The organism is Microbacterium sp. SLBN-111, from assembly GCF_049739645.1.
In the GTDB taxonomy this organism is placed as follows: domain Bacteria; phylum Actinomycetota; class Actinomycetes; order Actinomycetales; family Microbacteriaceae; genus Microbacterium.
Genome location: NZ_JBMGQH010000002.1, coordinates 22,914 through 48,678, shown reverse-complemented (window position 1 = coordinate 48,678; position 25,765 = coordinate 22,914). Strand labels below are relative to the sequence as shown.

Here is a 25,765-nt window from a genome sequence, read left to right as displayed (position 1 = left end):
GGGCGGGAGCTACGATCGCTTCCGCCCGCCCCGATGTGGAGTCGGTCAGCGTGCTAAGGCAGTGGCACCGGTTGCCGCCGGTGTCGCGACCGGCCCTGTGGTGCTCTGCTGCACTTCAGGGCCGGGCCCCTTCGGAGCGCGGAGCTCCTGCACGGGGTTGAATTGGAGGGACACGGCGACGTGGTCGGCGATGATCTGTCGGCTCTCCCGCAGTTCCTGGGTGTTCTTGTCCTCGTAGGTGCCGAACTGTAGCTCTCCGGAGACCAGCACCGGCGATCCCTTGCTGAGGGACGTGGCGGCGTTTGTGGCCTGCTTACCGAACACCGCGACTCGGTGGAACACGGTCTGCCCGTCCTCCCAGGTGTTGGTTTCGGGGTCGAATCGCCGATCGGTCACGGCGACGCTGAACCGGGCCCAGGGTCCGTTGCGGCCGGTGCCGGACTCGACGTCGGCGGTGAGGTTGCCGTGGATCGTGACGGGGATTTTCGTGCTCATTGCTCTTCCTCTTTCTCTTTTCTTGAACTCCTCGGAGGTCCCGGGGAGGGTTTCACGCGGCTCAGGGTGATCGCCGTGGCGGGATCCTGTTAGTTGGGCACCTGAGCGGGGCGATGGTCGGTGCTGATCCATTCGGACCAGGTGTGTTCGGGGGTGACGTTCTCCCACGTGCGGGGTAGGTCGTCGCGGTGGGTGGTGGTGCAGCCGCCGTTGTAGACCTCCCGCCATCGGGCGCGAGCGACCGCGAGGCGTTCGTGCCATCCGATGGGGCCGAGGCCGGCGTCGCTGGGGTCGAAGGAGGCGACCCACGCGGAGTGAAGGGCGGAGAGTTCCTCGACGAGACCGCCGTGGCGCCACCAGCAGTTCGGGATCGCGCTGGAAGCGATCGTGTAGCGGACGGTGAACCATTCCACCCAGTCGCGGAGGCGCTGCCACTCGTCGACTGCGGTCTCGGGGTCGATGGTTCGCCAGTTCACCGCGTATCCGCCGATGGGTGCGGACGTCCCGTCACGGTTGTCGACGTCGAAGTCGGGTGTGGTGAGTTCGAGGTCGTGGGCGAACTCGTCGGGGTCGAAGTAGTCGCTCATGGGGTGGAGGTTCCTTTCGCCAGGCGTCGCTGGAGCCGTGTGATCGCGGCGGTCGACGCCGCGCGACGGTCTCTGTGGGAGCGCAGAACGATGTCGCGGTCGATGAGGCGGTGGAGCAGTTCGTGGCAGTAGGGGTGCAGTGACACCAGGTCCTCGTGCTGCTCGCCCGCGAACCACCGCCCGTCGAGGTAGGTGACGCCGCTGTAGTCGGTGTGGTGGAGCTCGAGGGCGCGCGGCCGGGCGGGACGCTCGCACGCCGCGCAGGAGAGCTTCCCGCCGGTGCGCCGCAGCTGCTCCGCGAACCAGCGGTCTCGGCGGGCGAACCACACGCGGGAGCGGAGGTAACCGGTGCGGTACCGGTTTCCTCGGGCGCCGAGGCGACCGTTGCTCACTGTGACCTTCTCCGTGCGTACCGGTCGGCGAACACGGCCTGCTGCTCAGCGGCCGTGGTGCTCTTGCCTGCGATGATGTCTGCGCGGTCGCTGCGAGCGGTCCAGCCCTGCAGGTCCAGCAGCACGCCGCGACGGTTGCGGTAGGCGAGCAGTCCCAGCGACTCCGGGAGCCGGCGGATCTCGTCGGCCGAGAGCACCGCCATGCGCTCGCGCTGTTCGGACGTACTCACCCCCGCCTGATGCGTGCTCCACGAGCGTTGCGTGCGCTGCAGTTCCCGGGTGCCCAGCAGCGCTTCGATGTCGCGCAGGTCGTCGACGTCGGAACCACCGCCGAGGAGAATCTTGGCTGTTCCGGCGGACCAGATCGTGCTGGCTTCGGCGGCCGACCATCCGGACTCTGCCTGGGAGAGGGCCTGGAGCACGACCATGGCGCAGATGCCACGGCCGCCGCCGTCGGCCATGATCCGCGGCAACTCCGCCCATCGGAACATGTTCACGATTTCGTCGAGGATCAGGCCCAGGGGTCGCTGCAGACGTGACCCTGGGGAGGCGAGTGCTTTGGTGCGTGCGACCTCGACGGTGTCGTTCAGCAGCGCCGCGAGGAATCCGCCCATCGCTGACGCGCCGGTCGCCGATCCGACCAGGTACAGGGAGTGCTCCCCCTCAAGGAATTCGTGTGGGTCGAAGGTCAGGTCGCCGCGCGCTGGGGTGAGCGTGTCGCGGATCTGTGGGATCGCGAGCGGCGCGACGGCACCCTGTACACCGAACCAGGTGGAGGAGAGCAGCTTCTCGTCGCCGGCGAGGATCGCCTCGAGCCCGTCGCCCCATCCGGGGGTGCCGTCGCTGCGGAGGATGTCCACGGCGGCGCGAGCCATTCGCGGGTTCGAGCCCCACGCATACAGGTCTTCCACGGTGCCGCCGCTGACGGCGGCCGCGTGTAGGAGACGTGCGAGGACGACACCGGAGGCTTGCGCCCACTCCTGGTTCGATGACGAAGAGCCCAAGGCTGTGCCGGTGACGATCGCGCGGCCGCGTTGGTCGGCGACCTGGGGGTCTTCGCACCCGGCGATCGGGCTGATCCGGGCGCGATCGCGGACCCCGGAAAGTCCCTGCGGGTCGAACACCCACGTCTGCCCGCGCTTGCGGCGCATTTGCAGCGTGGCGGTGAGGTTGTCGTTGGTGGTGGAGGTGGTCACCAGGGGGCCGGCCCAGTCGATGATGGCCGAGATCAGGACCCGGTATCCCTTTCCCATGCGGGGCGGGCCGACGACGACGACGGAGTCTTCGATGGAGATGTAGACGTCCTGGCCGCGGGCGCGGCCGATTCGCCACCCCACATCGGTTGCTGCGGTGGTCTTCAGTCCGGGGCGCAGCTGCGGGGCGCGAGCGAGCACGGCCGCGGCCGACATGTGCTTGCGGATCTCCCACCCGTTGGCAAAGCCGGACCGGTTCTTGACGTCGCGGATGAAGAACGCATCCGACTGCCGGTACGCGCTGTAGATGAAGGTCGCCGCGATCAGCGCGGCCGCGATCAGCGCGATCGCGACGATGCACGCGACCCGAGCGGTGTCCGCCGGGTAGGTGCAGTCCGTGGGGATGGTCACTATCAACAGGTCGCCCGTGAGCGGGACCAGGAGCCCGGCGAGAGGGTGGGAGATCCCCAGCGTTTGCCCGCAGGCGAAGAGACCGACCAGCTGCAGCGCCCCGATCGATGCGGCGGTGAGGGCGACGCCCACGGCGATTACGGCGAGGAAGAACTTTGATGAGGTGTTCATGGACGGTGGTCCTTCTCCGTTGGGGTGTTCGCGGGGTGCGGCGCGTGGAGTGTGGCGTCGAGGTCGCCGAGCAGGAGCCGTTCGCCCGGGCGGATCAGGGTCGGGGTCTGCGGAGGAAGGTCGGTGAGGATGTCGTCGACGAGGTGGGCGATCCCGTTCTTGGCGTCCAGGTCGGTGATGAGGACACCGTCAGCGACGGGCTCGAGGCGGGCGTGACGACGGGACAGCGTCTGGGTGGGATCGGGAACGGTGATGACGTGTTCCCCGCGCCGCGGCGCCGGGTTTCTCCCGATCACGCAAACCTGAGTCACTTCGACCGTGGCGGAGGGGAACACCAGCTGCCAGCGCGGAGGGCCGGTGAGCGTGTTCGTCTGCCGCCGCTGGCTCACCGTGGTCCACTCATCGACGTCGACGTCGATGTAGGTGATGTCCTCAGTCGCCGGGACGGCATCCTGGGCGGTGAGCCGGGCCGGTCGCGGCGACGCGGGTGGGCGGAGGATGCTCGGCGCCGGCGCCGGTGGGACAGTGGCCGGTCCCGCGTCCGTCGATGGGCGCGGGCTACGCGGGGTGACCGTCCCGCCTGGAGTGATGCGGAGAATGTGCTCGCCCTTGTCCCCCAGAGTGCGCAGCTCGATCACGTCGCCAAGGCGGCGCGCCTCGGCCGTGGCTCGGCGCAGGACCAGCGCCCGGATGTCGTGCCCGAGCTCCGCGTTGACGGTCTCCTCGGCGCCGTCGGACATGACGACGGTGGCGTTGCGACCGGACACGGTCGCCGTGATGACGTTGATCATTCCCGTCAGCTCCCCGCTACCAGCCACGCATCAACGTCGTCGTCGACGTCCGGCCACACCTCGTCGACGGGCACGTCGAAGTCGTCGATGTCGCTGTCCTCACCGGTGACCGCGTCATCGGTCTTGAACAGCTCGTACTCCCACGCGGTGGACGTTGCGAAGCAGTCGACGATGTAGGCGTACTCCCCCACGTACGCTAGGAACCGGCCCTTCGGGAGGCTCCGGAGCTGCTGGACATGGCTTTCCGGCATCAGCAGTCGGGTGCGGAGGTTGCCCCACTCCTGCCGGTTCATGCGGAACAGGAACTTGTTCTCGATGTCCCCCAAGATGGCGTGGGCCAGGGCGCGCTCCTTCGATCCGGCTTCCCCCACCGCGTCCAGGTCGGATAGCGAATGCAGGATGAGGATGTTGCTCACGCCGTAGTGGCGAGAGAGCTTCATCCACTGCTGGAAGGTGCGCAGCTGCGGTACGGATGCCATGTCGCGCCACCCCTCCTCCCGGATGAGGTATCGCCGGCGTTTGGCTGAGCGGTCCGAGATGACCGATTGGATCCATGCGCTGGTGCATGTCGACGCCAGCTGGGCGACTAGCTCGCCGCGGGCGAACAGCTCGCTGGTGTCGACGACAACCATTGGTGAGTCCTCGTCGAACTCGACGGTCGACTCGTCCTCGAACAGTCCGGCGAGATCTCCGTGCACAAACCGTCGCAGAACGAACCGAGGCTCGCGCGCGCCCGTGACGAGGTCGGGGTCAGACCATAGGCCGTCGTCGGTCATCTGCTCGAGCTGGTCGAGCACAGTGCGCAACGTGGGCTGGTCGTCGGTCGCTGCGATCGCGGCAGACAGAGCCTGCTCCAGAGCGTTCACTTCGTCCGAGCGGAGACTGCGAGCTCCTCCGAGAGTGTGGTCGACCAGGGCGAACAGGACGGCGCTGCGCCGATCACGCACCATCTCCGCGTCCTGCTCATCGGTGACGTCCGCGCGTCGTGGCCCGCGGTTCAACGGGTTGAGACGGTTCTTGCTGCCCCCGCCCAGGCGGATGACCGTCCCGCCGACGGCGCGAGCGACAGGGACCCACTCGCCTTTCGAATCGGAGGGGATGACGGAGAAGTAGCCGAACGGGATGCTGCGCACCGCCATCGTCTTGATGGTGCTGCTCTTGCCCGATCGGTACTTCCCGAACACGGCGATGTTGGTCGTCATCACCGCACGGTCGCTGCCGTCGGCATAGGCGTCGAAGGGTGAGAAATGCCACAGCGCGTCCGCGTTCAGATCGGCGCCGATGATCGGTCCGCGCTGCCCGATCCCAGGATCAGCGACGAACGGGTAGATCCCGGCGATATGGGGCGATGTCGACCGGTGTGCGGGCGCATTCAGCCCGATCGGGTTCCAGTAGCCGGGGGCGGTCGTGTGCGCGGCGAACGGCCCCGGAGATGCCGGCGCCGGCAGGACCGCCCGTGCACGGCCGACGGGCCCCTCGGATGTGCTGACGTCGGCCCGGGCGGCTGCGGCGACCGCGCGTTCGCGTGTCCGACGCTCGCTCCGCGTCTCCCCCGCCGGGGTGAAGGATCCTGCCCACCGCATCAGCGCATCCCCAGCCCGAGCGGGAGCGCGTTGACCATCAGCGCCTCAGCCTGCTGGCAGTAGAGGATCTGTGCTTCCATCCCCGCTCGAGCTAGCGCGTTCTGCATCCCCGCGACAGACTGCCGCAGCCCGGCTTCGTCTTGCGCGGTCACGGTCAGGTACGCCCCGTACCGGAACTCACCGTGACCGGCGACAAGCTCGGCCTCCTGCTGATCGAGGACCTCCGCGTCCTTCTCGCTGAGGATGGAGCCCTCCCGGTTCCGCTTCGCGCGCAGATTCTCGTTCGTGCGCCACGTCTTGCGTTCGGTGGTGACCCTGTCCAGAGCTTCACGGACCGGGACCGGCGTCATCACAATCGACAGGACATGGCTGATCGCCGCATCCGTCACCGGGTGGCGAGCGAATACCAGCGGGGCGATGAACCCGACCGGGGAAGCCGTTCGCGGCCACTCGTGCACCCAGAGCGTGGTGTGCACGCCAGAGTCGGTGATCACCAGGCCGTTCTTGCCGCGCGGTTCCTCCAGCACCATCGGGCCCAGCCCGATCGGGTCCACACCGCGGCGCTCGGCGGACCGGTTCTGGATACCGGGGATGGACGCGGGATCGAACACCGTCCTGGTCAGGGCGGCCACGTCGCGCGGGTTCAACCACAGGCGGACGCGAATCTCCGCCTCCGTCAACGCGGCGGCGATGTTCCGGGCCTCCATCAGCGCCACGGCGCGGACCCCGCGCTCGCCCTTCCCCAGCTCACGGATCTGACGGTCGAGCTTGCTCAGGTCCAGGGTCACCGTGAAGAAGTTGCGGTGAGAGACGGCGAACGTTTCTGAACGGTCCATCACCTCTTCGTAATTCGCCGCGGTGACCGCCGGGACGGCTCCTCTGAGACGCGCGCGGGCCTCCTGGTAGTTCTCCCGCGCCGCGCGGATTGTGGTCGGCGTGGTCCGCTCCTGCAGGATCACGCGCTTGATGCCCGGGCGCTGCGTGAACGACGCCAGCACGTTGGAGAGCCGCCCGGCGAGGTCCGCCCGGTCAGAAGACTCGGCCATCAGAAACCCGGGCACTTCGAGCTCTGCAGTGAACGACACCGAACGGTCGACTGGGTTGTAGACCAGGGCGAGCTCATCCGCGTCCCACAGCCGCACGTTCGCTCGAATCCCCGGCAGGTTTAGCGTGCCGGCGACCTTAGGGGCTTCGGGCCGGAACGTGTGACGCGTGCCACCGGTCGCGTGTCGGACCTGCTTGCTGAGCCACAGGCCCGCCTTCCGCGGGGCGGAGTACCCGTTGTGCGGCCACACCGCGGCACCGACGAACGGCACCGCGGCGACCAGGCCGACCAGCAGCCCGAACGGGAACCCGCGCACCGCACCCAACCCCACACACACCAACGCGAGGACAGCGCAGAACGCTTGAGCCTTGTCCAGGCCCAGGACAATGCCCTGGCTGGATCGGCGGGAGAGGAGAACCGGAGTCTCCTCATTCTGTGCAGTGGTCATCTCATGCTCCTCGGGGACGTGGGGTACTCGGCGCGGCCGGCGGTGTCGACGTCACCGGCGGGCGGGACCCGGGCGGTGACGACGGGCTGGACGGTGACGGAGCAGGCGACGCGGGGCCTCCGCCTGAGCGCCCCGGAGCCGACGGAGTGGGACCCGGGGTGCCGGTCGGTCCCGGTGATCCGCCACCGGGACCAGCGGGCGCCGGCCCCGGTCCGCCCGATGGTGCAGTCGGGCCTGACTGACCACCCGGCGCCGACGGGCCCCGCGCCCCGCGGTAACCGGCTGGGGAAGCGTTCGCGCGGGACGGGCCGCGCAGGGCGCGCGCCCCACGGCTGGCCGCGTTTGCCGTGGTGCGTCCTGCGGACTGGCCGAGGCGGCTCCCAACGGCGTCGACGGCGACATGGCCGACGAAGTTGAACAGCCCGAACACCGCGAACGGTGTGATGGAGGTCATGATCAGACCGATCAGCAGGGGGATCACATCGGGGTTCCAGATGGTGCCCGCGGCGGCGAAGCCACGCATGATCATGTCGAGGAAGCTCAAGGTCAGCGGCCCCGTGAGCAGCAGCGCCGCCACCGCGGATGCCCAGGCGATCACCCACCGCTTCCCGACCTGCTCAAGCGGGAACAGCATCCACGCGATCGGGGCCACCATGATCAGCGCCGCCAGAGCGACGTTGCGGAATCCGAACACGAACACCAGCAGGAACATGCCCACGATCCACAGGCCGGTGACAAGGTTCGTCCACCCGAACCAGCCGCTGCCGCCGGACCACATCGTCGTCTGCAGCTGCGCAAACATGCCGCCCGCTCCGTCCGGGGAGAACGCGTACGCGGTCAACTCGTCCATGGCCGGCACGATCCGGGCGAGGACCCAGAACGTGGCCGGAATCGCGAACACGGTGGCCAGTGTTCGTCCCAGCGCGCCGATCAGCTTGTCGCGTCGACCGGACGCCGCCGCTTGCACCATGGCGAGCACGAACGCGGCGAACACGACGATGAGGACCGCCCACGACCAGAACGACCATTTCCCGGCCATCGCCTCCCACAGGGGTCCGTCGGTTCGAAACGCCATCTGCTGCAGCACCAGGTAGGACGCGACCGTGGCCGAGATCGCCTGCGCGCGGGCGTACTGCTCCCACACCGGGCAGATCAGATCCAGCGGCGCGCACCCGTACTCCAGCTTCAACCGCTTTCCATCGACTCCCGTGGCGGTGAGGGAAGCTTCGTGGCCTGTGTAGCTCGAGCACACCGTCACCACCCCTTGCGACGACTGCACGTTGGAGTAGCAGACGACCTCCCCGTTCTGGGTGTTGTCGGTGGCGCTGCAGAAGGCGGTGTTCGCCGTCATCCGGCAGGTCACTGGCTGCGCCGGACCCGACCACGCCTCCCCCGACACGTCCACGGTGTCCAGCGACATCGCCGACGCCGGCGACGTCGCGTGTGCGGCCGCTGCTCCCGTGAGGACCGAGGTCGCGCACACCACGGCGATCGCCGCCGCGGCGGCCCGGATCAGAAACCGAAGTTGAAGCCGACGAGCCACTGGAAGATCCCGGAAGCCGAACCGAGGCAGACGATGACGATCGCGATCGTGCCGATGGACTCCCCCGCCCAGACACGAGCACGCTCTGGTGCCAGCTTCGAAAAGCCCAGCGCCAATAGGGCGGCAATGAGCAGCCCCAGAGTGATCACGAGCGCGGCACCAAGGAGGTAGGACACGATGCGGACGAATCCGACGAAGAACGGTGCGGAATAGTCCGGCTGGATGTTCGGCATCGTCGAGGTGTAGGCGATGGTGTGGAGGAGAAGATCGTTCATTGACGTGTGGTTCCTTTCGTCATTTCAGGTGAAGGCCGCGTGCGGCCATAAAGGGTTCGGGATCGGTGGGGTTGCCGCCGATCCGCACTTCGAAATGCAGGTGGCAGCCGAAGGACTTGCCTGTGTTGCCCTCCGCGCCCAGAGGGGTGCCGGCAGTGATCTGCTGCCCCCGGGTGACCCGTAGGGACCCCCACTGCATGTGGCCGTAGAGGGTCACCACGTCCTGGCCGTGGTCGATGAGCACCGCGTTTCCATAGCCCTGGTACTCCTCGGCGACGATCACCGTTCCGGGACCTGCCGCGTGGATGACGGTCCCGCAGCCCTGGGACATGTCGTAGCCCTGGTGGTTGACCGAGCAGTAGCCGCACCCGTCGACCGGGTTGTAACCGAACCCGCGGCCCTTGTAGTAGTCACCGACGAGTGGCGTAGTCCACCCTCCGGACAGGACCGGATTCGACGGACCCGGGGTTGGGTTCTGCCCGGTCGGAGGTGTGAGCAGCACCGCGGCGAATCCGACGACCGGGGACAGCGCCGCGGCGGCCGTAACGGCGGCGACCCCTCCCGCGGTGAGCAGGGTCCGCCGACCGAGGCGACTGTTCAAGGCGGCAACGGCGATACGCCCAGCTCCGACGGCCACCGCTCACCGCCCCACCCAATGCCCGACCTTGCAGTCGCCCGTGCGTTGTGCGGTGTTCGGCGCCGGGTCGCTCTCCGACCCCGGCCCGCACGAGATGAGCAGCTGCACGTCGACGGTGTCGTCCCAGGAGTACTCCCCATTCGGCCCCTGCGCCGTGTACGTGACCTTCACCCGGCCGGAGATTCCGTACTTCGTCCCAGACGGGTCATAGCGGAGGTTGCCTTCCACCGTCACCGCTCCCTCGAGGGTGGCGACAGACCGCCCCTTCTGTTCGGCGAGGGTGTCCCACTCACGCCTCGGGTACACCACCTGCGTCGCCAGCACCGTTTTCGAGCTGTCGAGGTCCTGAGCGCGGTCCTCGGCGGTCCAGGAGGTCTGTCCTTCGCCACGGGGCATCGGAGACATCCACGTGTACATACGGTTGAGGAACTGCTCCCGCGTGGTCTTGGTGGTGTCGAACGTGGCCGGTGCGAGGATCGCGACCGCGCCATAGACCGCCGGATCCTGGGTGATCGGCTCCGGCAGCATCCCCAGCGCACGGAACGACTCATCCACCACCGTCGACGAATGCCCGGGCGTATCCGCTCCCGGTGCCGTCTGGGATGGTGCGGCGACGGTGCCCTCCGGCGCCGAGGATTCCGGGCGCGTAATCACGGCCCCGACGATCCAGCCGAGCCCGCCGACCACCAGGACACCACCGGCGACGATCGCGATGACGATCGCCCACTTTCCTCTGCTACGCATGTACTGCTCCTTCTTGTCTCTCTGCGGCGTGCTCTGTCATCAGGTCTTCGGGGGTGTCGAACAGGTCGGGAGCCTCACGGCGCACCGCCTCCAGTCGTCGACGACCGGTGCGCACCGACACGCCCTGCAGCTCGGCGATCAGCGCAGCCGTGATCGGTTCGCCCGCTACGGCGCGTTGGCGCAGCTGGTCGACAAGTGAGCTGGCCGCGTTCGGGCCAGCCGGCGCTCCTGGAGGCCGCGCATCCCCGCGCCCGCGCTCGGCCGCCGGTGCGGGTACTGCGTCCGTGGGGCTGTGGATGGGATCCGGCGTGGTGCGGTCGGGCGCCGTCACATTTACAAGGGGGGCGGGCGCCGTGCGGCTGTTCTCCGCCATGACCGTCATCAGATGCGACGCCAGCAGGAGAGCAACCGCGGGTACCGCGGAGACGATCGTCGACACCCACGTCGCGACATCCGTCGCCCGAGCCTGAGCGTGCAGAGCATTCCCACACACGGACACAGCGGAAAAGACCACGAGGGCAGCCCATGGATACCAGGTCACGCGGGCGCCCTGGCCCCGAAGCGCGAACGCCGCGGCTGTCGCGACCACGATGAACCCATCCACGATCAGCGGCCACATGTAGGCGAGTCCCGGATCGATTCCCGACCTGACCGCGAGGTCACGCAGCGCCGAGAACGACAGAGCAAACGCGCACCCGCCCAGACCCGTGACCCCCGCAAACGCGACTCGCCACAGCCACCGAGACGCGTCTCTACGCGACCGGTGGTCATTCAGAAGCATGACCAACGAACCCCCCAGCCGTAACCGGGGATCTCGTACGTCTCATGCCACGCCGCGTCGGCTGGCATGTAGAGGGTCGAGCCGTAGGAAGCGGACTGCCCACTGTTCGGATAGTCGACGCAGCTACCGTCTGTCACGAGCTTGATCGGCGACCACGCCGGCCCGCTGGCGCCGCCCCCGGAACTACCGCTCCCGCCGGAAGAGCCACTGTTGCCCGAGCCGGAACCGTTTGAAGATCCGCTGCTCGAACCCCCGCTGTTCCCGCTGCCGGCGCTGTTGCTGCCGCCGCCCCCGTTCGAGCTGCCGCCGTTGGACCCGCGGCTTGAGCTGCTTCCGCCGCCGCTCGAGTTACTACCGCCGGACGCCCCGGTGTCCGTGTTCTCCTGGGCCCGGCGCTGGGCTTCCTGCTCTGCGGCGATGGCCGCGTCATGAGACGAGCGCGCTGCCGCCACGGCGGCCGCATAGGTCTTCACGAGTCCCAGGACGTCGGTGACCGCGGCATCCACGGATGCCGCGTCCGGACGCAACGCGTCCAGCGCCTTCGCGACGGCCGCACGCTCGGCATCCCCCGCCCGATCGATCGAGATGCCAGGAGCTTTCGCGACTGCCGCAGTGACCAACGCAGCCAGAGGAGCGCCCGCGTCCGCTCGTGCCGTCGTGATCGCGTCCGCCCGACTCTGGATCGTTTCCCGCGCCGCTCGCAGCGCATCCGCCCGCGCACGCTCCTGCGCTGCGGCATCCGTCAGGTCCGCGGTGGTCGCCGTCGTCACGTCGATGTCGACCGGGTCGGCCGCGTACGCGGTCGAGTCGTCTTCGGAGGCGGTCACGGCGGTCTGGATCGTGGCCGCGGCCGCGGCGGCGGCGTCGCGCGTAGTCGCCGGGTCGACGAGTTCTGCGGGCAGCGCCTCGAGGACCTCGTTCAGTGCGGTGACGTCGGCCGTGCCCGCATCCGCTGCGGTCGCGCGCGCCGCGGCTGCGGACGCGAGGTCGTCCGCCGCGGCGGCTGCTTGCTCCTGCGCGGCGGTGTAGTCATCGACCGCGGCCGCGTGCTCGTGATCCGCGATCACGAGCGGGATGATGACCCCGGCGGCGATGACAACGGCGACGAGGGCACCGATCAATGCCCAGAGCGTCCACCGGCTTCGCAGGATTGCCCGCCAGCGCGGCGAGGGTGCGGTTTCGGAGGGGATGTGTGTGGTTCTCATGCTGATACTTCCTTCGCGGCCAGGTATGCCGAAACGAGGTTCTCGATCGGGTTCCCGCCCTCCGTACCGGCCAATCGGGCCGTGGAACGGGTGAACGGAGCAAGCTGCGCATTGATCGCCCAGATCGAGGTCTGCCCGGACACGCCCGTCGCGGCAGCAGACAGTGCAGCCACGACAGATGCGAGGCGGGCGGTTCTCGCGATCGCGGCGCCGACGCCGCCGCGGACGGAACGGGCGATCAGATCGGCCTCAGTGTCGATGTTCGCTAGATGCGCGCTGACGAACGCGCCCTCGTCGACGGCCGTTCCCGCCAGCTCGTGTTCCCCGCGGCCGCGGGCGATCTCGACCAGATCAGTTCGGTCGCGCTGAAGGAGCGCGATCTGCCGTTCCAGAGGAAGCACGATGCTCCCCCACCGCCGACCCGGGGTGTCGAGGGGTGTCAGGTTGGCCAGAAGGTTGGCGCCGTCGTCGCACAGCGCCAGGCGCAGGATCGAGGGGGCAACCACGCGTGCGAACGAATCCACGCGCTCCCGTACGGGTGTGCTCATCGGGGGTCTCCGTAGGCTGATGGTGCCGGGCGGGCCGTAGCCCGCCCGGCGTGGATGCTCCTGCTGTCGTCGTGCCGGCAAGCTGCTCGACAGCGGAGCGGTTCAGAGGTGCCGCCCGTCCGGGTGGCTCCGGGGGCTCTGGGAGGGACGACGACGTCGTTCCCTCACCAGAGCCCTTCCGGACGAAGGATCAGGCCGAAGGCTCGGTCGACGAGCGACGTCGACGAACGAGCTGCACACCGATCAGGGCCAGTCCGACCAGCACCCCGAACGAGGCGGCCGCGATCCACGGCCCCATCGATCCCCCGTCGAAACCGGTGACCGCGAGAGCCTGCGGGGATCCCGGCGTGCCCGTCGTCGACCCCGGGGGCGTCGGCTTCGGAGCCAAGGTCAGGGTCTCGTCCGGGACTCCACAGTCGCCCTTCGCGATCGTCTGTCCGTTGTGGTCACGGACCGTCTCGACGAACCAGACCTGCGTGGTCGTCGACGTCGCGTCCGGCGTGAACGCCCCCGAGACCGGCTGCTGAGGCTGGCTCTCCGTGAAGTACCCCGCCGTCAGCGTGGCCGTCGTCGACGTCCACACCAGCGTGGCCGGGCTGCACACCGGGTTCCCCGACTCGCCGCGGAACGCCTCGAACGTCACCGTCGCGCCCTCCGGGACGGCCCCGATGATCGACGCGGTGTCCTGGATGCCCGTCCCGGGGGTGACCGGGTTGGAGCCGTCGACCGCGGACGCCTTGGTCGACACATCCAGCACGACCGTCGTCTCGTCCGGGACACCGCACTCACCACGGCTGATCAGCTGCGGCTGCTCACCGGGCGTGGTCGGGATCGACCACAGCGACTCCACCCACAGGAACGTGCCGTGCTCGGATGCCGTCACAGTCGGGCTCGTGTAGATCCCGGTCACCGCGATCTTCGCGCCCCGCCCGATGTTGCTGAACACCCGGTTGTTCGGGTCGTCGCAGACCTTCGACACATCGCCACCCGGGACGTCGCGCTGCCACACCCCGTTCGCATCCTGCTTCATCGGCACCTGATACGCCTCGAACGTCAGCTGCGCGCCCGTCGCGGGCATGACTCCACCCACCGTCGCGGTGTCCGTGATCTGGGCGCCCTTCTGAGCGCTCGTTGTGGCCTTCGTGGCCACGGTCGGCTGACCGATCAGCTGGATCTCCGTCGGCACACCGTAGTCGTCCGACCACTCCTCGATGTGGTCCGCGTTCGCGCCCTGGTCCGCGTCGCGCACGCTCGCGACCCACACGATCGAACCCTTCCCCGACGCCGGCACCGTGAACCCGAGTGCGTCGCCCTCGGGAGTCTTCGCAAGACCCGCGCCCGTGACCGTCTGCGTCGTCGAACCCAGAAGGACCGCGTCGGCCGGCTTGTCATCGACCTTCACCTGTGTGATGCCCGACTCGCGCGGGTCCAGGAACGCGTCCCACCGAACCGTTACTGGCAGGTTCGACCCGTCCGCGTCCTTCAACCAGAACCCGTCCGTCGTGACCTGCGCGGCATCCACCGGCACACCACTCAGCGGCACCACCGGCGCCGCAACCTGCGTCGCCGCCGACACCCGCATCGGCGTCACTGACTGCTCACCAGAAAGCCCGAACTTATCCGTGAACACGTAGTCGCTGGGGAGATACTTCTTGCCGACGGCCGTCTGGGTGGCGGCGGCGATCGTCCAGACGTAGTAGTAGTAGCCAGCCGTACGTGCTGTCTCTGTGCTCGTCGCTGTGTACTCGATATCCGGACCCGCGTCACCAGTCGTCACCTGCAGGTGCCCGGCGATCGGCGCTTCTGCGGGAACCGTGTCGCTGGGAGCGTCAGCTGGCTCAGCGAACGGTCCATAGACCGTCCCCTCGGCCGTGATCGGAAGCGCTTTCCCCGTCGCGGGCGATCGATACCAGGGATTGTTGAGTCCCGCTCCATCGGAGGTGGTTGAGAACCTCACGGTGTCCGCGAAGGCCGCCCCCTTCTGGACGAATGCCTGTGCGGTAGTTGAGAGAGTCGGCTGAAAGACGGTCGTGCGGTCTGCTGGATCAAATCCCGTCACATCGAAGGGCTGAGGGCTCGCCTTCTCCCCCGCTGAGAGGGACCGTTGCTGTCCGGCCACGGTCGGCGTCCAGACATGCACGTTGGGCGCGTAACCCTCCTGGCCGGGGGGTGTGAACCGGCCCTGACCGGTGATCTTGTAGAACACCCCGCTCTCGTCCGGGACCCCTCGCACGCCGTAGGCGGCGCCTTCCTGCACGTTGTCGCGGGTGTTCAGGCCGGTGTCCTCGAACACGCCGTGGTCGAGAGTGATCGATCCCGTGGACCCGGGGGTGCCATCCATCTCGACCGTGCCGACGTAATGGTTCTTCGGGTTGAGTGCGAAATTCAGCTGGCCTGATCCGGTCCTACCGCTGCCGGCAGTCGTGGTGTTGATGGTGTTGGTCAGATCGTTCGCAATGCGCTGGATCTCCTTGACGTTGCTGCTACCCACCGTGCTGTACAGGTCGTAGTTGATGACCGCGTTGTAGCTGCTCTGCCGGCTGCCATCGAAGGCATTCAGCGCGGCGGTGGGATCCACGGTGCGCGCTACGGCGTACTCGAGTGCCGCAGCCGTGTTCCGGTCTGTCGTGTCGAGGTTCTCCGAGAGCACCCGGTTGATGCCCGCGAGTTTGTCGCCCGTGATGCCGTTGTAGTTGTCCCAGTACCCGGCGTCGTTGAGTGCCCCGGTCGGGTAGTCGGCCCCCGGCTGCCCACACACGATGTGGATGCCGTTCTCGGTGAACGTGCCCGCATATTTGCTGGCCCTACTGCCGAACGTGCCCCACCCAGTGCCACCCGTAGCCGCCTCCGCAGGTACCGCCGCGGCGACCCCACCAGTGGCCACGAGAGCCACAGCCAGCACCGCGGCCGACAACCGTGTGTGACCGCGCGAGGGCACTCCGCTCCATCCTCGCCATCGAACGAGGGTCCTCCCACCAGGTGGGGGTGTGGTCTCTGTCTGCATGCGCAATCTCCGTTCTCGGGTTCTGAGGTGGCACCCGCGAGTCATCAGAGTCGACACCTCGCGGGTAGCCGTACATAACGCCCCGCGAATGTGTGGGTGACTCGACCTGGACGCTACATGTAGCGTACTTTAACTACGCTACGCATTCGGGCATGAGTGGCTGAACGGTGTGAGGTGAGGGAGAAACCATGCGCATGGCTGAGAATGGGGCAATGCCGCGATTGACAGGTGCCCGGGCGGAGATGCCCGACGGCGCGGTCCGCGCGCAGCGCGTCATCAGCACGGTCAATCGGATCGAGACAGCACGGTATCTACGAAGAAACCCCAGATCCACGCGCCATGAGATTGCCGAAGGCACGGGTCTCAACTACGAGAGCGTCCGCAAGGAACTGACCAATCTCGCCGACCTTGGCTACGTCGCGGTGACAGGGGAGGGCCGGGGCGCAACGTTCATCTTCGATGGGACGCTCTTCAGTCGAGATCTCGGTTTGCTGCTCGGCTATCTGAGCGAGTGACGCTGGCCACGGCCAACGGGCTGGATTCATCTGCCGAATCGGCCATGTCCCCCGACTGGCGGACATGGCGTCTTCGCCCGGTTCTCACCCGCAGTCGGCGCGGAAATCCAAGGCTTCCTGCCGAGCCGAGATCGCTTCCGCCACGAACGTGGCCCAGCGCGAATACATGGCTCGTGCACCGCGTCTGTGTGACGCACTCGCTCAAGCCGACGAGGCTTGGGTCGTGATTTTCCGGGTGTTAACGCGGCGGCGGCGGCGTGTCACGGGCCGTCAATACGTATGCACGTTCATGATGGGCGCCATGGGTACAACACGAAGCCGGGAGTATGGCGTCCGCGTTCAGGACATGCCATTGCTGCAGGGTCGCGTCCCCGAGCGGGCGCTCGACGCTTACCGTACCGCGGCCCGCGAAAGCGGCGTCTCGATGAGCTACTACCTCGAGGCACTGGCAGCAGTGTTCGAGGACAAGGGTGGACTCCCGCTCGTACCCAAGCCCGTCGCGGCACCTCAGCCGCTTGAGTTCGACGTGGAGGTGCGCTCCGACACCGCCGCCGCATAAATGAAGAGGGCCCGCCGTATCGACGGGCCCCTCAAGATTCAAAGCGACGAGTCCAGGTCGCCAAACTCACGACTCGAAGCTGATGCACCACACACCGGGAAGAACCCGGCCTTTGTCATACCCTCCCCTACCAGGAAGGACACGACGACATCGTAACTCGTCGACCCCCGAAATCGGTAGCGCCGCGCACCAATTTCCCGGGCGTGTCGCAGCATTCGGCTGCGGACGCATGGGAGTTCACGCGTGCGATCACTCCGCGCGCGCATGTACGCGCCGCGGCCCGCACCGTCGCCGGCGAGATCACGAACGACTACGACCACGAACACGAGACGGTCGCCGTGGCCCCGCAGAGCGTCTGGGCCATGTACCTTTCCCGTGATCGCCAGCGGTACGACTACCTCCCCTTCGACTTCGATGCGTCCCGAGGCAACGCCGCCTACGACGCCGGCCGCCTCTCCCACTGGCTCGACGAGCTCAACATCGACCACCTGATCTGCATCTCTGGCCCCAGCGGCGGCCGCCACGTATGGCTCGCCCTGAGCGAGCCCGCCGAGGCAGCCCAGGTCAAGGCAATCGCGCAGCTGACCGCATCACTGCTCCCCTCCCTGGACATCAAGCCGCTGTCCAATCCCGCCACTGGCTGCCTCCGTCCCCCGCTCTCCCCCCACCGAAACGGCGGCATTTCCGAGCCCCAAGGCCCCCTCCGCACCCTCACCGAACGCGCGGTTGACCCCGACCATCTCCGCCAGCTGCAAGATCTTCTTCACGACCTCGGCGCCGAGATCCCCGTCCCTAACTCCGCACCCCCGCGCGGAGAACGCCTCGACGCCGCCGGCCACCCCTACCTCGAGGGCGCCAAACGACCCCTCAGCCCGCGGCTGACCATGCTCCTAGACGCCGAGCCCGGCCCCGACGCGTCCTACACCCTCGCCACCGTCCTCGCCGGATGCGCACAAGCCCGCTGGCGCTACGACGACGTCGCCGAGCTCGTCGACCACTCCCCCGCCTTCGAACACGTCCGCACCGCCCGCAGCCGCGCCGGCGGCCGCCGAACCCCCCGGAGCGAATCGAACAGGCAGCGCGTCCTCGACGGCGCCTGGAAACTCGCCGTCCGCTACGTCGCAGCGAACCCCATCGACCGCGACGGCACCGACCCCGACTTCCTCCCACGGCAAGCCGCCGTCGTCGAAGCCGTACAACGCGCCCAGGAACGTGCCGACACGCTCCCTGGGCTCTGGGGCGCGGACAGGGCCTCCAGCGCCGCACGTACACGCACTGGCACCCACAGCACCCGCGCCGTCCTCGACGCCCTCTGCCTCTACCTCCTCCAAGCCGTCGCGCACGTCGTCGAAGCCGATGTACGCCGACTCTCCGCCGACACCGGGTACGGCCGCACCACCGTGGCCACAGCCCTCCGCACCCTCGCAACCCCCCTCGTCGACGGCGACCCCGAATCGGCATGGATCGTCCGCGTGGGAGAGCCCACCCCTCCGCACGGACAGCGCTACCGACTCTCCCAAAAGTTCTCCACAGAGAACTCGGACCCAAACCGGACACAAGTGCTTGCACGCCCTCCGGCCTCCACCCGCTCCCCCTGGATGACCCATCTGCACAACGCGCTCCGCCCCCTTGCACACGATGTCTTCACGGCCCCCGCGAGCCTGGGCCGCACTGCGGGACTTGTGTACCTCCACCTCCACCCCGACGCTCTCGCCACGGTGAACGACGTCTGCCTAGCCACAGGCCTAGACCCCGCCCGCGCCCGCAAGATGCTCCACCGCCTCTCCTCCCACGGGCTCGCACTCCGCGTCGACGACGGGTGGGCTCGCTCCTTCAACCCCACGGCACCCGACGACGTCGCGGCCGCGATCGGCGCTGCCGGCTACCTGGCCGAGCGCCGCGCCCGGTATGAGGAGGAACGCGGCCGCTGGGCCTGGTGGAGCGCCGAGGTCGCATGGATGCGCAAACGCCGTAAGAAACGCCGCGGTCGCCGCCACGCCACCGGAGTGGCCCTGTTCCCCCAGAACGATCGACCTGACTACGCCCGGTACCCACGAGGTCCGGACGGGCGCCCGGACCATCGACAAGCTGCCGCTCTCGTTCGCGCAGGTGCGCTCCTACCCGCTCAGGAGCTTGAGGCCTCTTAGAGCTCCTCACCCGTGGCGAGCGGCTCAACGTGTGGGTCTGTGTGTCGGCTCGACGTAGTTGAGTTCAACGTATGAGTGAACCTGCAACTCCCCACCTGCGAGACGTCGCGGCGAGCATCTTCCGAGAGCGCGGATGGCTAAGCCTGGACGACGGAGCACCCGACACGAACGACACCTGGTCTTTCGTGTCGCAAGCGCGGGTGACCATCGTTCAGATACTCACTGATCGGGTCTATGTAGAAGCGCTTTACACGGGCGACGAGTCCGTTATACCCACGCGCGGATTCTTGCACGCGGCACCCACTTTCGGCTCCCTCGTGCGCAGGTGGGAGAGGTACACCGGACCGCGGCTGGAACGCGCATCCGACGCCGATCTTCTTCCACGAGCCCGCTCGCTGCTCCCTGCGTTCCGAGCCGAACCCGCTGCCCCCGCTCCGCCCTACGATGACGCGCTCGATGTTTACCTTCGAAGCCGCGGATGGTGGTCATACAGGCGATGGCTCGAGGAGTTTCCCTCACGTGATTTCATCTTCGACGCCTGGCGCTGGGGACCACATCACGACACCCCGGGTCGTTACCTCGAGATCATGGGCATCGGCGACGGGCAGTTTCGGATCGTGCTTCCAGCAGGTGGGGGAACCTATGCCGAGAGGGATCTTCCCGATCGGGAGAGCGTCATCCAGCTCGTGCCCGATCTAGAGCAACTGATGTACAACGCCCCCGTCACCTACTAGCTGAAGTGCTCTGGGAGCCCTCTCCCACGCCCACGATGACCGGCTGGCTGCAGCTCCGGCATCGCCAGAACACGTGTCGGCCCGCCCCGGCGGGTTCACATGCGCCCAAACACGTCGGGCAGCGTGGCGGCCACCCGTCCCACTCGTCGACGTCAGTCATGGCCGCAGCGTACGGATGCCGCGGCCTCGGCCGCGGGCGTTATCCACACCCGGTGATGGCCGTCGACGTCCTCGACGCTCCTCAGGCCTCCTCGACGTGCCCGTCGAGTCTCTTCGCGCGGACTTCGAGGACCGCGCGACCGAAGAACAACAGCGACGCCACCAGGAGGAGCACCGCGGTCACGATCGACCACCACACCAGCTGGAGAGACAGAAGAACAGTCCCGGCCGCGAGGAGGAACAGGATTCCGCTGAGAACGTACGAGCGCGCTGACCACATGCTCTTGACCGTATCCACGCCAACGAAGCCTCAACCCTGCAGACCGCCCCGCACGGTTCCGGGTGAATGCACCCGTCGTCGGGGACGGAGGCCGTGGAAGTGGAGCGGGTGTGCGCCCACAATGTGCACGGCCGAGCTCCCGCCCGGCTCGCCCGCACACAGTGTGGACGACACCCGCGCCCTGCTGACCCGACCTATGAGGGGCTGTGCCCCTCGAGCACCCCCAGGGGCGGGCCTACGGCCCTCCCCCAGCGGCGCCGGCGATGCCGGCACAGCCCCGCACCCCTCCGGGGTGCGTTTTTCGCCGTGAAGCCTTCGGCAGCTCCCTCCGCGCTGCGCGCTCCGGTCGTTGCAGCCTCCGAGCTGCACGCAAGCCCCCGCCGCGGCGGGGGCCGGCTCCCCCGAGATTTTCGGCACGCGGTCGCTGACGCTCCCTTATTTCGCGCCGAAATTCTCTCCTCCCCCGCCCTTCGGGTTGACGTTCCGCTCTCCGGCCGCAAGGCACATTCGTGCCTTCTCGGCAAAAAACGATTAGGGAGAGAGAGAAACCCATGACCACCACCACCCACAGCCTCGGCACCATCGAGCACCTCGACCCGACGACTCTCGTCATCGACGTCAACGTGCGCCCCAGCGCGGGCATCGACCCAGGGTTCGTGCAGAGCATCCGCGAGAACGGTGTCCTCGTACCCGTCGTCGCGAGCCGCGACGAGCAGGGCAACGTCCTCGTCCGCATGGGGCAGCGTCGCACCCTCGGCGCCCGAGAAGCCGGGGCAGCGTCGATCCCGGTGTACATCGTCGAGGGCGACGACTCCACCGTGGAGCGCATCATCCGCCAGATGGCCGAGAACGACCACCGCGACGGCCTGACCGCCTCCGACCGCGCCGCGGCGTTCCAGCAACTCGCGTTCGAGGGCATGAGCGTGACCGCGATCGCCAAGCGCACCGGCACGAAGGCCAAGGAGGTCAAGACCGCGATCGCTGTGGCCGAGAACCCCACCGCGGCATCCGCGATCAACGAATACCCCCTCACGCTCGACCAGGCCGCTGTTCTCATCGAGTTCGAGGATGACGAGGACACCCGCGACAACCTGATCGCCACGGCGCTCGGCAATCCTGGACAGTTCGCCCACGCCGCGCAGCGAGCACGCGACGATCGCGCCCGCGCACGGGCGAAGGCTCAGAAGGAAGCCGAGTTGGCCGAAGCCGGGTGGGAAATCCTCGACCGTGACCGCGGGTACTACGAAACCGACCTCGCGCGTCTCACCGAGCTTGTCACCGCGGAGGGCGAGCGAGCCACCGTCGAGCACATCGAGAACGTCGAGGGCCGCTGCGTCTACGTCAAAGTCACCTGGAACGGCGACATCCACCCGGTTTATTACATCCGCGACCCGAAGGCGGCGGGACTGCGCAAGGTGAACGCCTCCGGCCACACCGGCGGCCCGATGACTGACGAGCAGAAGGCCGAACGGCGCGCCCTCATCGCCAACAACAAGGCGTGGGCGTCGGCCGAGACCGTGCGCCGCGAGTGGCTGACCACGTTCCTGGCTCGAAAGACGCTCCCCAAGGATGCCGCCGTGGTCGTCGCGACCGCGCTGACCACCGAGCACACCACCGTTGGCCACGCCGTACAGAACGGCAACGGCCGCGCACACGACCTCCTCGGCATCGAGCGGGGATTGTATGGGCGGGACAACCTCGCTCCCCTAGTCGAGCGCACCCCCGCCAAGGCTGCACACGTCACCCTCGCGATCGTTCTCGGCGGGATCGAGGACAGCATCGGCAAGCAGACATGGCGTTACCCGACCGAGCGCGATGCGCTCTACTTCCGCCGCCTTGCCGCATGGGGCTACGCCCTCAGCGACGTCGAGCAGATCGTCATAAGCACCATCGACGCGAAGACGACGAACGTGACGACCGACCAGACGGACGAGAACAACGAGGAATAGCGGACAGAACAGGGCGACTGGCACCCGGAGGGACCGGAACAAACGGCCCCCTTCCCGGCTATGAGCCGCCGCCGGGCCGAAACACAGCCAGCCATCGGCGGCGGCCAGCCGTGCTGGTGTCCGCCGAAGAGGGGACAGCGGTGCATTGGCCGTCTCAGGTTGAATCATTGAACTGGAACCTCACACGAGGTTCCCAAGATTTGGGGGCAACTTATGCGCGGACAAGTACGACGCCGTCTCCTGGCGTCGATTTTTGCGGGACTGCTCGTCGCAGGTGGATCAGTGGCGGTGGCCACGCCAGCGAATGCGTACGTCATCGGGGAATGCACCATCAAGGCGAACAATCCGCACCCTTCCACACATGTGAATGGAACCATCAACGCTCAAGGCACAGTTGCGTGCAGCGTCGTCATGAACGAGATTTACCTCCGTGCCGTGCTCGAACGTGCGGATGGTGCGTCCTGGACGGGAACCACCAGCGACTACTTCGGTGTGAAGGGGACCCAAGCAAACGCCGCGACCTCATGTTCGGCCGGGGAATCGGGCTTGTTCTTCAGACTCCGTATCGAGTACGTGCTGCAAGCCCCGCCGGGTGTTGACCCGGCATACGCGTCGAACACGATCTACTCCCCATGGGTGAGCGGAAAATGCACCAATGGTGCCAATCGTGTTGCCACCGGGACTGAGTTGGATGGGCTAACGGTCACGGTCCCCATCGAAGCTTCCGGAAAGTAGCCAGCAGGCTTGAGGCGCGGAATACGAGTTATGGTTCCGCGCCTCACTTGCGTGTGAGAATCACTGTCTCGGACGTTCCGCCGTCATCTGCCGGGGCCCCGTGTACCCGCGCGTACCGGACAACGGTTACCCAGTTTCCGCGTGCTTCGAGAGCGTGGTCTTCATATCGCACGAAAACCTCATAAGAGTGAACGCTGAGCTGATCCGCCCAGGCGAGTACGTCTGTCACTGAATCCACTCCTGTGACATCCCACTCGTCCACGCGCCATGATGCGCCCGGTGCTATCGGCTCGCTCCAAGCGCGCACTCTGTAGTCGGCTCTCTCTTCAGAAGGTGTTCCGACGGCGCTCAGCGGGTCAACTATCCGGTATTGCATAGGCAGAGACTACGCCCGCCACTATTTATGGGCCGTGGACCGGGCCCCGCCCGCGGCGCTTGCCCCCCCTTCCCGCACCCGTGAGAACATCGCCCGTCCACAGATGGAGCTGGCCACGAAGCCGTCGCCGACTGAGGACGGTCGGACGGAGCCGACCGACATCCAAGCGCCTGACGGCGCGTTGTTTCGCCGGGAAGCCTTCGGCAGCATCCGGTCGATCGGGCTCCACGCAAGCCCCCGCCTGCGGCGGGGGCCGGCTCCCCCGAGACTCTCGGCACGCGGTTACTCCGCTGCGCTGCGTTCCCTTATTTCGCGCCGAAACTCTCTCCCTCGCCGCCCTCCGGGTTGCATTCCGCCCGCTCTCCCTCCGCGGCACTACGTGCCTTCCCGGGAAAACAACGAGAGGGAGAGTGACCCATGAACACCACCACCCACACCCCCAACCACATCGAGATCGTCCAGAGCATGGTGACCACACACGCCGCCTACGTGCAAAGCCGCCAGGTCGCCGACCGCGCCCGTGAACTCGCTTCCTACGCGCGTCTCGGGTACGTGCTGATGAACACCACCAGCGTCCCCGGCGACGATCACGTGCTCTTCATCGACACCCTCACGCGTCAGACCAGCTGATTCCTGGCGCTCCTAAGAACAGGACAACCCTCACCATGCTCACCCTCACCACTCCCTAGGCACATTGATCGCCAGCATCAACCTCGAGCTCGCGGTCCTCTGGATCCAGCAGGAACACGGTGACATCTTTGGAGCCGAGTGCAGCCCTTTCGAGCAACGCACGATGAGCTGGGAGTACGTGGAATGCGTCCGAGACCTCCGAGACCGCCCCACCGACGGCTACACACTCCTGGGCGAGGCAGAACCGCCACCCTCCTCTGACGACAGCATCCAGTCACCGGCGGCACACCCTGTCATCCAGTAAGAAACAGAGTCTGTAAGTACCGCACATCCGAACTTTGTTACCACCAAAGCTTGGATGTGCGGTACCCTCGTCTATGGCAAAGTCTGTAACTTCCGAACCTGCGTAGTTCGGGAGTTATATACTCAGAAAGTTCGGTTAAACCGTAGTTTCGGAGTCTGTAAGTTACGCAGTCGACTTCACCGTAACTCTGTTAGCTCGGTAGTACCGGACTACGTAAGTACCGGTATCTGTTACTCTGTAAGTGCGTGAGTTGAACTGGAAGGGAAGCGGCTTCATGCGTATCGTCGCGCTCGTTGGGCAGAAGGGTGGCGTCGGCAAGACGACCACCACCATGAACCTGGCTGCCGTTATGGCCAAACACTCCCGGGTGCTCGTCGTCGACGTCGACCCCCAGCAGTCGACGACCTGGTGGGCAGGCCGGGCGGGGGAGGACCTCCCATTCGACTTCGCTGCCGACGTCGACCCAGGACACCTGCTGCGCCTGCGGCAGCTGGACTACGACACGATCATCATCGACACCCCGGGAAATCTCGAGGACACCAGTGTCTTGACTGCCGTCCTCGACGTCGCTGACTTCGTCATCCTCCCGCTCAACCCCGAGCCGCTGAACATCGCGCCGATGCTCCGAACCGTCACCCAACACGTCGCGCCTCGGGGTATCGCCCACCGCGTGCTCCTGAGCAAGATCGACCGGCGCCGCGCAGGGCAACTCGAGGACTGGGAGCGGCTCGTTGACGAGCAACTCAAGCTCCCACGGTTCAGCCAGTGCATCCGTCTCTACGCGGCACACGCGGACGCACCGCTGGAAGGACGCGTCGTAACCCAATACCCGGACACACGGGCGAACTCGAACGCCATCTACGACTACACCCACGTGGCGATGGAGCTGATGTCGATCTGGGCCAACGAAACCAGCCGAGTGGAGGCCAACTAATGGCACGTCAACGAGACCTCTCGTCCCTGCTGGGGGACGCAACCCTCACCGCAGCAGATCCGCGCCCCTCATCTCAGATCGAGGCACCCGAACCGCCGCCGTCCGCATCACCCGCCGCGCCTCGCACGCCGGCGGCGAAGGCAGCACCAAAGAACCGAACTGACAAGCCCGCTGCGCCCGATGTCACGCCCTCGTACCTGACATTCGAACGCAAGGAGACGCGCATTCGGCCAGACCAATATCAGGAGCTCACAGAGATCTCGCGACGACTCAATCGGGCACGCGCCGGGGCAGGGGAGCGGTTGACCGAGAACACCCTGATCCGCGTCGCCATCGACTACCTCCTTCTGCGTGCAGCTGACCTGAGCGGAACCACCGAAACCGAACTCCGGAAGTCTGTAGGTCTGTAGACACCCGGCCGGGCGTTGCTCCCCGCCACGCAACGACCACGGGAATCGACCAACCCACGGGGTGAAGGGATCTCCAGCGACGAATGAAATGCCCGAACCTGGACAGAGCGCGGTGAACCGTACCCCGTCGCACCCACGAGCCGGTCGTAGGCAGGTGACGCCTGGCGAAAGAGGACGGAG

At 67.2% G+C, this 25,765-nt stretch carries 24 protein-coding genes and 1 pseudogene; 9 read left to right on the top strand and 16 right to left on the bottom strand.

The window, feature by feature from the left end; translation table 11 throughout:
* Positions 1–45 precede the first annotated feature (45 nt).
* The 11 genes from RKD05_RS17865 to RKD05_RS17815 form a co-directional block, all read right to left on the bottom strand.
* Entirely contained in the window at positions 46–495 is a 450-nt protein-coding gene (locus tag RKD05_RS17865) for a single-stranded DNA-binding protein (protein WP_424711975.1), read from the bottom strand.
* A gap of 89 nt (positions 496–584) precedes the next feature.
* Positions 585–1,082, bottom strand: coding sequence for a hypothetical protein (locus RKD05_RS17860; protein ID WP_424711974.1), 498 nt, complete (start codon positions 1,080–1,082; stop codon positions 585–587).
* Complete coding sequence (locus RKD05_RS17855) at positions 1,079–1,474, bottom strand: hypothetical protein (RefSeq protein ID WP_424711973.1); 396 nt, start codon at positions 1,472–1,474, stop codon at positions 1,079–1,081. Before RKD05_RS17855 ends, RKD05_RS17860 begins: the two co-directional genes overlap by 4 nt.
* The gene (locus RKD05_RS17850; protein WP_424711971.1) at positions 1,471–3,249 is read right to left on the bottom strand and encodes a type IV secretory system conjugative DNA transfer family protein; all 1,779 of its coding nucleotides are present in this window, start codon (positions 3,247–3,249) and stop codon (positions 1,471–1,473) included. Before RKD05_RS17850 ends, RKD05_RS17855 begins: the two co-directional genes overlap by 4 nt.
* Positions 3,246–4,040, bottom strand: a complete 795-nt coding sequence (locus tag RKD05_RS17845; protein ID WP_424711969.1) for an FHA domain-containing protein — start codon at positions 4,038–4,040, stop codon at positions 3,246–3,248. The genes RKD05_RS17850 and RKD05_RS17845 overlap by 4 nt, the downstream gene beginning before the upstream one ends.
* A 5-nt stretch (positions 4,041–4,045) precedes the next feature.
* Positions 4,046–5,623: a hypothetical protein gene (locus RKD05_RS17840; RefSeq protein ID WP_424711968.1), complete on the bottom strand. Its 1,578-nt coding sequence runs from the start codon at positions 5,621–5,623 to the stop codon at positions 4,046–4,048.
* Entirely contained in the window at positions 5,623–7,116 is a 1,494-nt protein-coding gene (locus RKD05_RS17835) for an SCO6880 family protein (protein WP_424711967.1), read from the bottom strand. The genes RKD05_RS17840 and RKD05_RS17835 overlap by 1 nt, the downstream gene beginning before the upstream one ends.
* Position 7,117: 1 nt before the next feature.
* Positions 7,118–8,659 (bottom strand): hypothetical protein, encoded by a 1,542-nt coding sequence (locus RKD05_RS17830; RefSeq protein ID WP_424711966.1) that lies wholly within the window; start codon positions 8,657–8,659, stop codon positions 7,118–7,120.
* Positions 8,629–8,934: a hypothetical protein gene (locus RKD05_RS17825; RefSeq protein WP_424711964.1), complete on the bottom strand. Its 306-nt coding sequence runs from the start codon at positions 8,932–8,934 to the stop codon at positions 8,629–8,631. Before RKD05_RS17825 ends, RKD05_RS17830 begins: the two co-directional genes overlap by 31 nt.
* A 19-nt stretch (positions 8,935–8,953) precedes the next feature.
* Entirely contained in the window at positions 8,954–9,535 is a 582-nt protein-coding gene (locus tag RKD05_RS17820; RefSeq protein ID WP_424711962.1) for a M23 family metallopeptidase, read from the bottom strand.
* A 39-nt stretch (positions 9,536–9,574) separates the two neighbouring features.
* Complete coding sequence (locus tag RKD05_RS17815; RefSeq protein WP_424711960.1) at positions 9,575–10,315, bottom strand: hypothetical protein; 741 nt, start codon at positions 10,313–10,315, stop codon at positions 9,575–9,577.
* Here RKD05_RS17815 and RKD05_RS17810 point away from each other — a divergent pair.
* A complete protein-coding gene (locus RKD05_RS17810; protein WP_424711991.1) occupies positions 10,314–10,514 on the top strand; it encodes a hypothetical protein in 201 nt (66 codons plus the stop codon). The genes RKD05_RS17815 and RKD05_RS17810 overlap by 2 nt on opposite strands.
* 180 nt (positions 10,515–10,694) lie before the next feature.
* Here RKD05_RS17810 and RKD05_RS17805 read toward each other — a convergent pair.
* The 4 genes and pseudogenes from RKD05_RS17805 to RKD05_RS17790 all read right to left on the bottom strand — a co-directional run.
* Positions 10,695–11,096 (bottom strand): annotated as a pseudogene (locus RKD05_RS17805) (DUF2637 domain-containing protein); the annotation flags it as partial.
* Positions 11,087–12,217 (bottom strand): hypothetical protein, encoded by a 1,131-nt coding sequence (locus RKD05_RS17800; protein WP_424711958.1) that lies wholly within the window; start codon positions 12,215–12,217, stop codon positions 11,087–11,089. The gene RKD05_RS17800 and the pseudogene RKD05_RS17805, both read right to left, overlap by 10 nt.
* An 80-nt stretch (positions 12,218–12,297) precedes the next feature.
* On the bottom strand, positions 12,298–12,849 hold the full coding sequence (locus RKD05_RS17795; protein ID WP_424711957.1) for a hypothetical protein: 552 nt from the start codon (positions 12,847–12,849) through the stop codon (positions 12,298–12,300).
* 190 nt (positions 12,850–13,039) lie between these two features.
* Positions 13,040–15,787, bottom strand: coding sequence for a hypothetical protein (locus RKD05_RS17790; protein ID WP_424711955.1), 2,748 nt, complete (start codon positions 15,785–15,787; stop codon positions 13,040–13,042).
* A 260-nt stretch (positions 15,788–16,047) separates the two neighbouring features.
* Here RKD05_RS17790 and RKD05_RS17785 point away from each other — a divergent pair, with 260 nt between their 5' ends.
* The 4 genes from RKD05_RS17785 (at position 16,048) to RKD05_RS17770 (ending at position 19,808) form a co-directional block, all read left to right on the top strand.
* On the top strand, positions 16,048–16,368 hold the full coding sequence (locus RKD05_RS17785) for a hypothetical protein (protein ID WP_424711954.1): 321 nt from the start codon (positions 16,048–16,050) through the stop codon (positions 16,366–16,368).
* A 346-nt stretch (positions 16,369–16,714) separates the two neighbouring features.
* The gene (locus RKD05_RS17780; RefSeq protein ID WP_424711952.1) at positions 16,715–16,927 is read left to right on the top strand and encodes a hypothetical protein; all 213 of its coding nucleotides are present in this window, start codon (positions 16,715–16,717) and stop codon (positions 16,925–16,927) included.
* A gap of 203 nt (positions 16,928–17,130) precedes the next feature.
* Entirely contained in the window at positions 17,131–19,074 is a 1,944-nt protein-coding gene (locus RKD05_RS17775; RefSeq protein ID WP_424711951.1) for a hypothetical protein, read from the top strand.
* A 200-nt stretch (positions 19,075–19,274) separates the two neighbouring features.
* Positions 19,275–19,808: a hypothetical protein gene (locus RKD05_RS17770; RefSeq protein WP_424711949.1), complete on the top strand. Its 534-nt coding sequence runs from the start codon at positions 19,275–19,277 to the stop codon at positions 19,806–19,808.
* A 241-nt stretch (positions 19,809–20,049) separates the two neighbouring features.
* On the opposite strand, the gene RKD05_RS17765 is transcribed toward RKD05_RS17770, so the two are convergent.
* A complete protein-coding gene (locus RKD05_RS17765; RefSeq protein WP_424711947.1) occupies positions 20,050–20,247 on the bottom strand; it encodes a hypothetical protein in 198 nt (65 codons plus the stop codon).
* A 551-nt stretch (positions 20,248–20,798) separates the two neighbouring features.
* Between RKD05_RS17765 and RKD05_RS17760 the strand changes: the two genes are divergently transcribed.
* The 4 genes from RKD05_RS17760 to RKD05_RS17745 all read left to right on the top strand — a co-directional run bounded on the left by RKD05_RS17760 (position 20,799) and on the right by RKD05_RS17745 (position 25,175).
* Complete coding sequence (locus RKD05_RS17760) at positions 20,799–22,196, top strand: ParB/RepB/Spo0J family partition protein (protein WP_424711945.1); 1,398 nt, start codon at positions 20,799–20,801, stop codon at positions 22,194–22,196.
* Between the two features lie 282 nt (positions 22,197–22,478).
* Positions 22,479–22,931: a hypothetical protein gene (locus tag RKD05_RS17755; protein ID WP_424711943.1), complete on the top strand. Its 453-nt coding sequence runs from the start codon at positions 22,479–22,481 to the stop codon at positions 22,929–22,931.
* 793 nt (positions 22,932–23,724) lie between these two features.
* The gene (locus tag RKD05_RS17750) at positions 23,725–23,937 is read left to right on the top strand and encodes a hypothetical protein (protein ID WP_424711942.1); all 213 of its coding nucleotides are present in this window, start codon (positions 23,725–23,727) and stop codon (positions 23,935–23,937) included.
* Between the two features lie 545 nt (positions 23,938–24,482).
* On the top strand, positions 24,483–25,175 hold the full coding sequence (locus tag RKD05_RS17745) for a ParA family protein (protein WP_424711940.1): 693 nt from the start codon (positions 24,483–24,485) through the stop codon (positions 25,173–25,175).
* Positions 25,176–25,765 lie beyond the last annotated feature (590 nt).

Bases quoted from the DNA above. Each gene is read 5' to 3' on its own strand.
- RKD05_RS17865 (WP_424711975.1), bottom strand. From the start codon at position 495: ATGAGCACGAAAATCCCCGTCACGATCCACGGCAACCTCACCGCCGAC.
- RKD05_RS17860 (WP_424711974.1), bottom strand. From the start codon at position 1,082: ATGAGCGACTACTTCGACCCCGACGAGTTCGCCCACGACCTCGAACTC.
- RKD05_RS17850 (WP_424711971.1), bottom strand. From the start codon at position 3,249: ATGAACACCTCATCAAAGTTCTTCCTCGCCGTAATCGCCGTGGGCGTC.
- RKD05_RS17845 (WP_424711969.1), bottom strand. From the start codon at position 4,040: ATGATCAACGTCATCACGGCGACCGTGTCCGGTCGCAACGCCACCGTC.
- RKD05_RS17840 (WP_424711968.1), bottom strand. From the start codon at position 5,623: ATGCGGTGGGCAGGATCCTTCACCCCGGCGGGGGAGACGCGGAGCGAG.
- RKD05_RS17835 (WP_424711967.1), bottom strand. From the start codon at position 7,116: ATGACCACTGCACAGAATGAGGAGACTCCGGTTCTCCTCTCCCGCCGA.
- RKD05_RS17825 (WP_424711964.1), bottom strand. From the start codon at position 8,934: ATGAACGATCTTCTCCTCCACACCATCGCCTACACCTCGACGATGCCG.
- RKD05_RS17810 (WP_424711991.1), top strand. From the start codon at position 10,314: ATGTACTGCTCCTTCTTGTCTCTCTGCGGCGTGCTCTGTCATCAGGTC.
- RKD05_RS17815 (WP_424711960.1), bottom strand. From the start codon at position 10,315: ATGCGTAGCAGAGGAAAGTGGGCGATCGTCATCGCGATCGTCGCCGGT.
- RKD05_RS17795 (WP_424711957.1), bottom strand. From the start codon at position 12,849: ATGAGCACACCCGTACGGGAGCGCGTGGATTCGTTCGCACGCGTGGTT.
- RKD05_RS17785 (WP_424711954.1), top strand. From the start codon at position 16,048: ATGGCTGAGAATGGGGCAATGCCGCGATTGACAGGTGCCCGGGCGGAG.
- RKD05_RS17780 (WP_424711952.1), top strand. From the start codon at position 16,715: ATGCCATTGCTGCAGGGTCGCGTCCCCGAGCGGGCGCTCGACGCTTAC.
- RKD05_RS17765 (WP_424711947.1), bottom strand. From the start codon at position 20,247: ATGTGGTCAGCGCGCTCGTACGTTCTCAGCGGAATCCTGTTCCTCCTC.
- RKD05_RS17760 (WP_424711945.1), top strand. From the start codon at position 20,799: ATGACCACCACCACCCACAGCCTCGGCACCATCGAGCACCTCGACCCG.
- RKD05_RS17750 (WP_424711942.1), top strand. From the start codon at position 23,725: ATGAACACCACCACCCACACCCCCAACCACATCGAGATCGTCCAGAGC.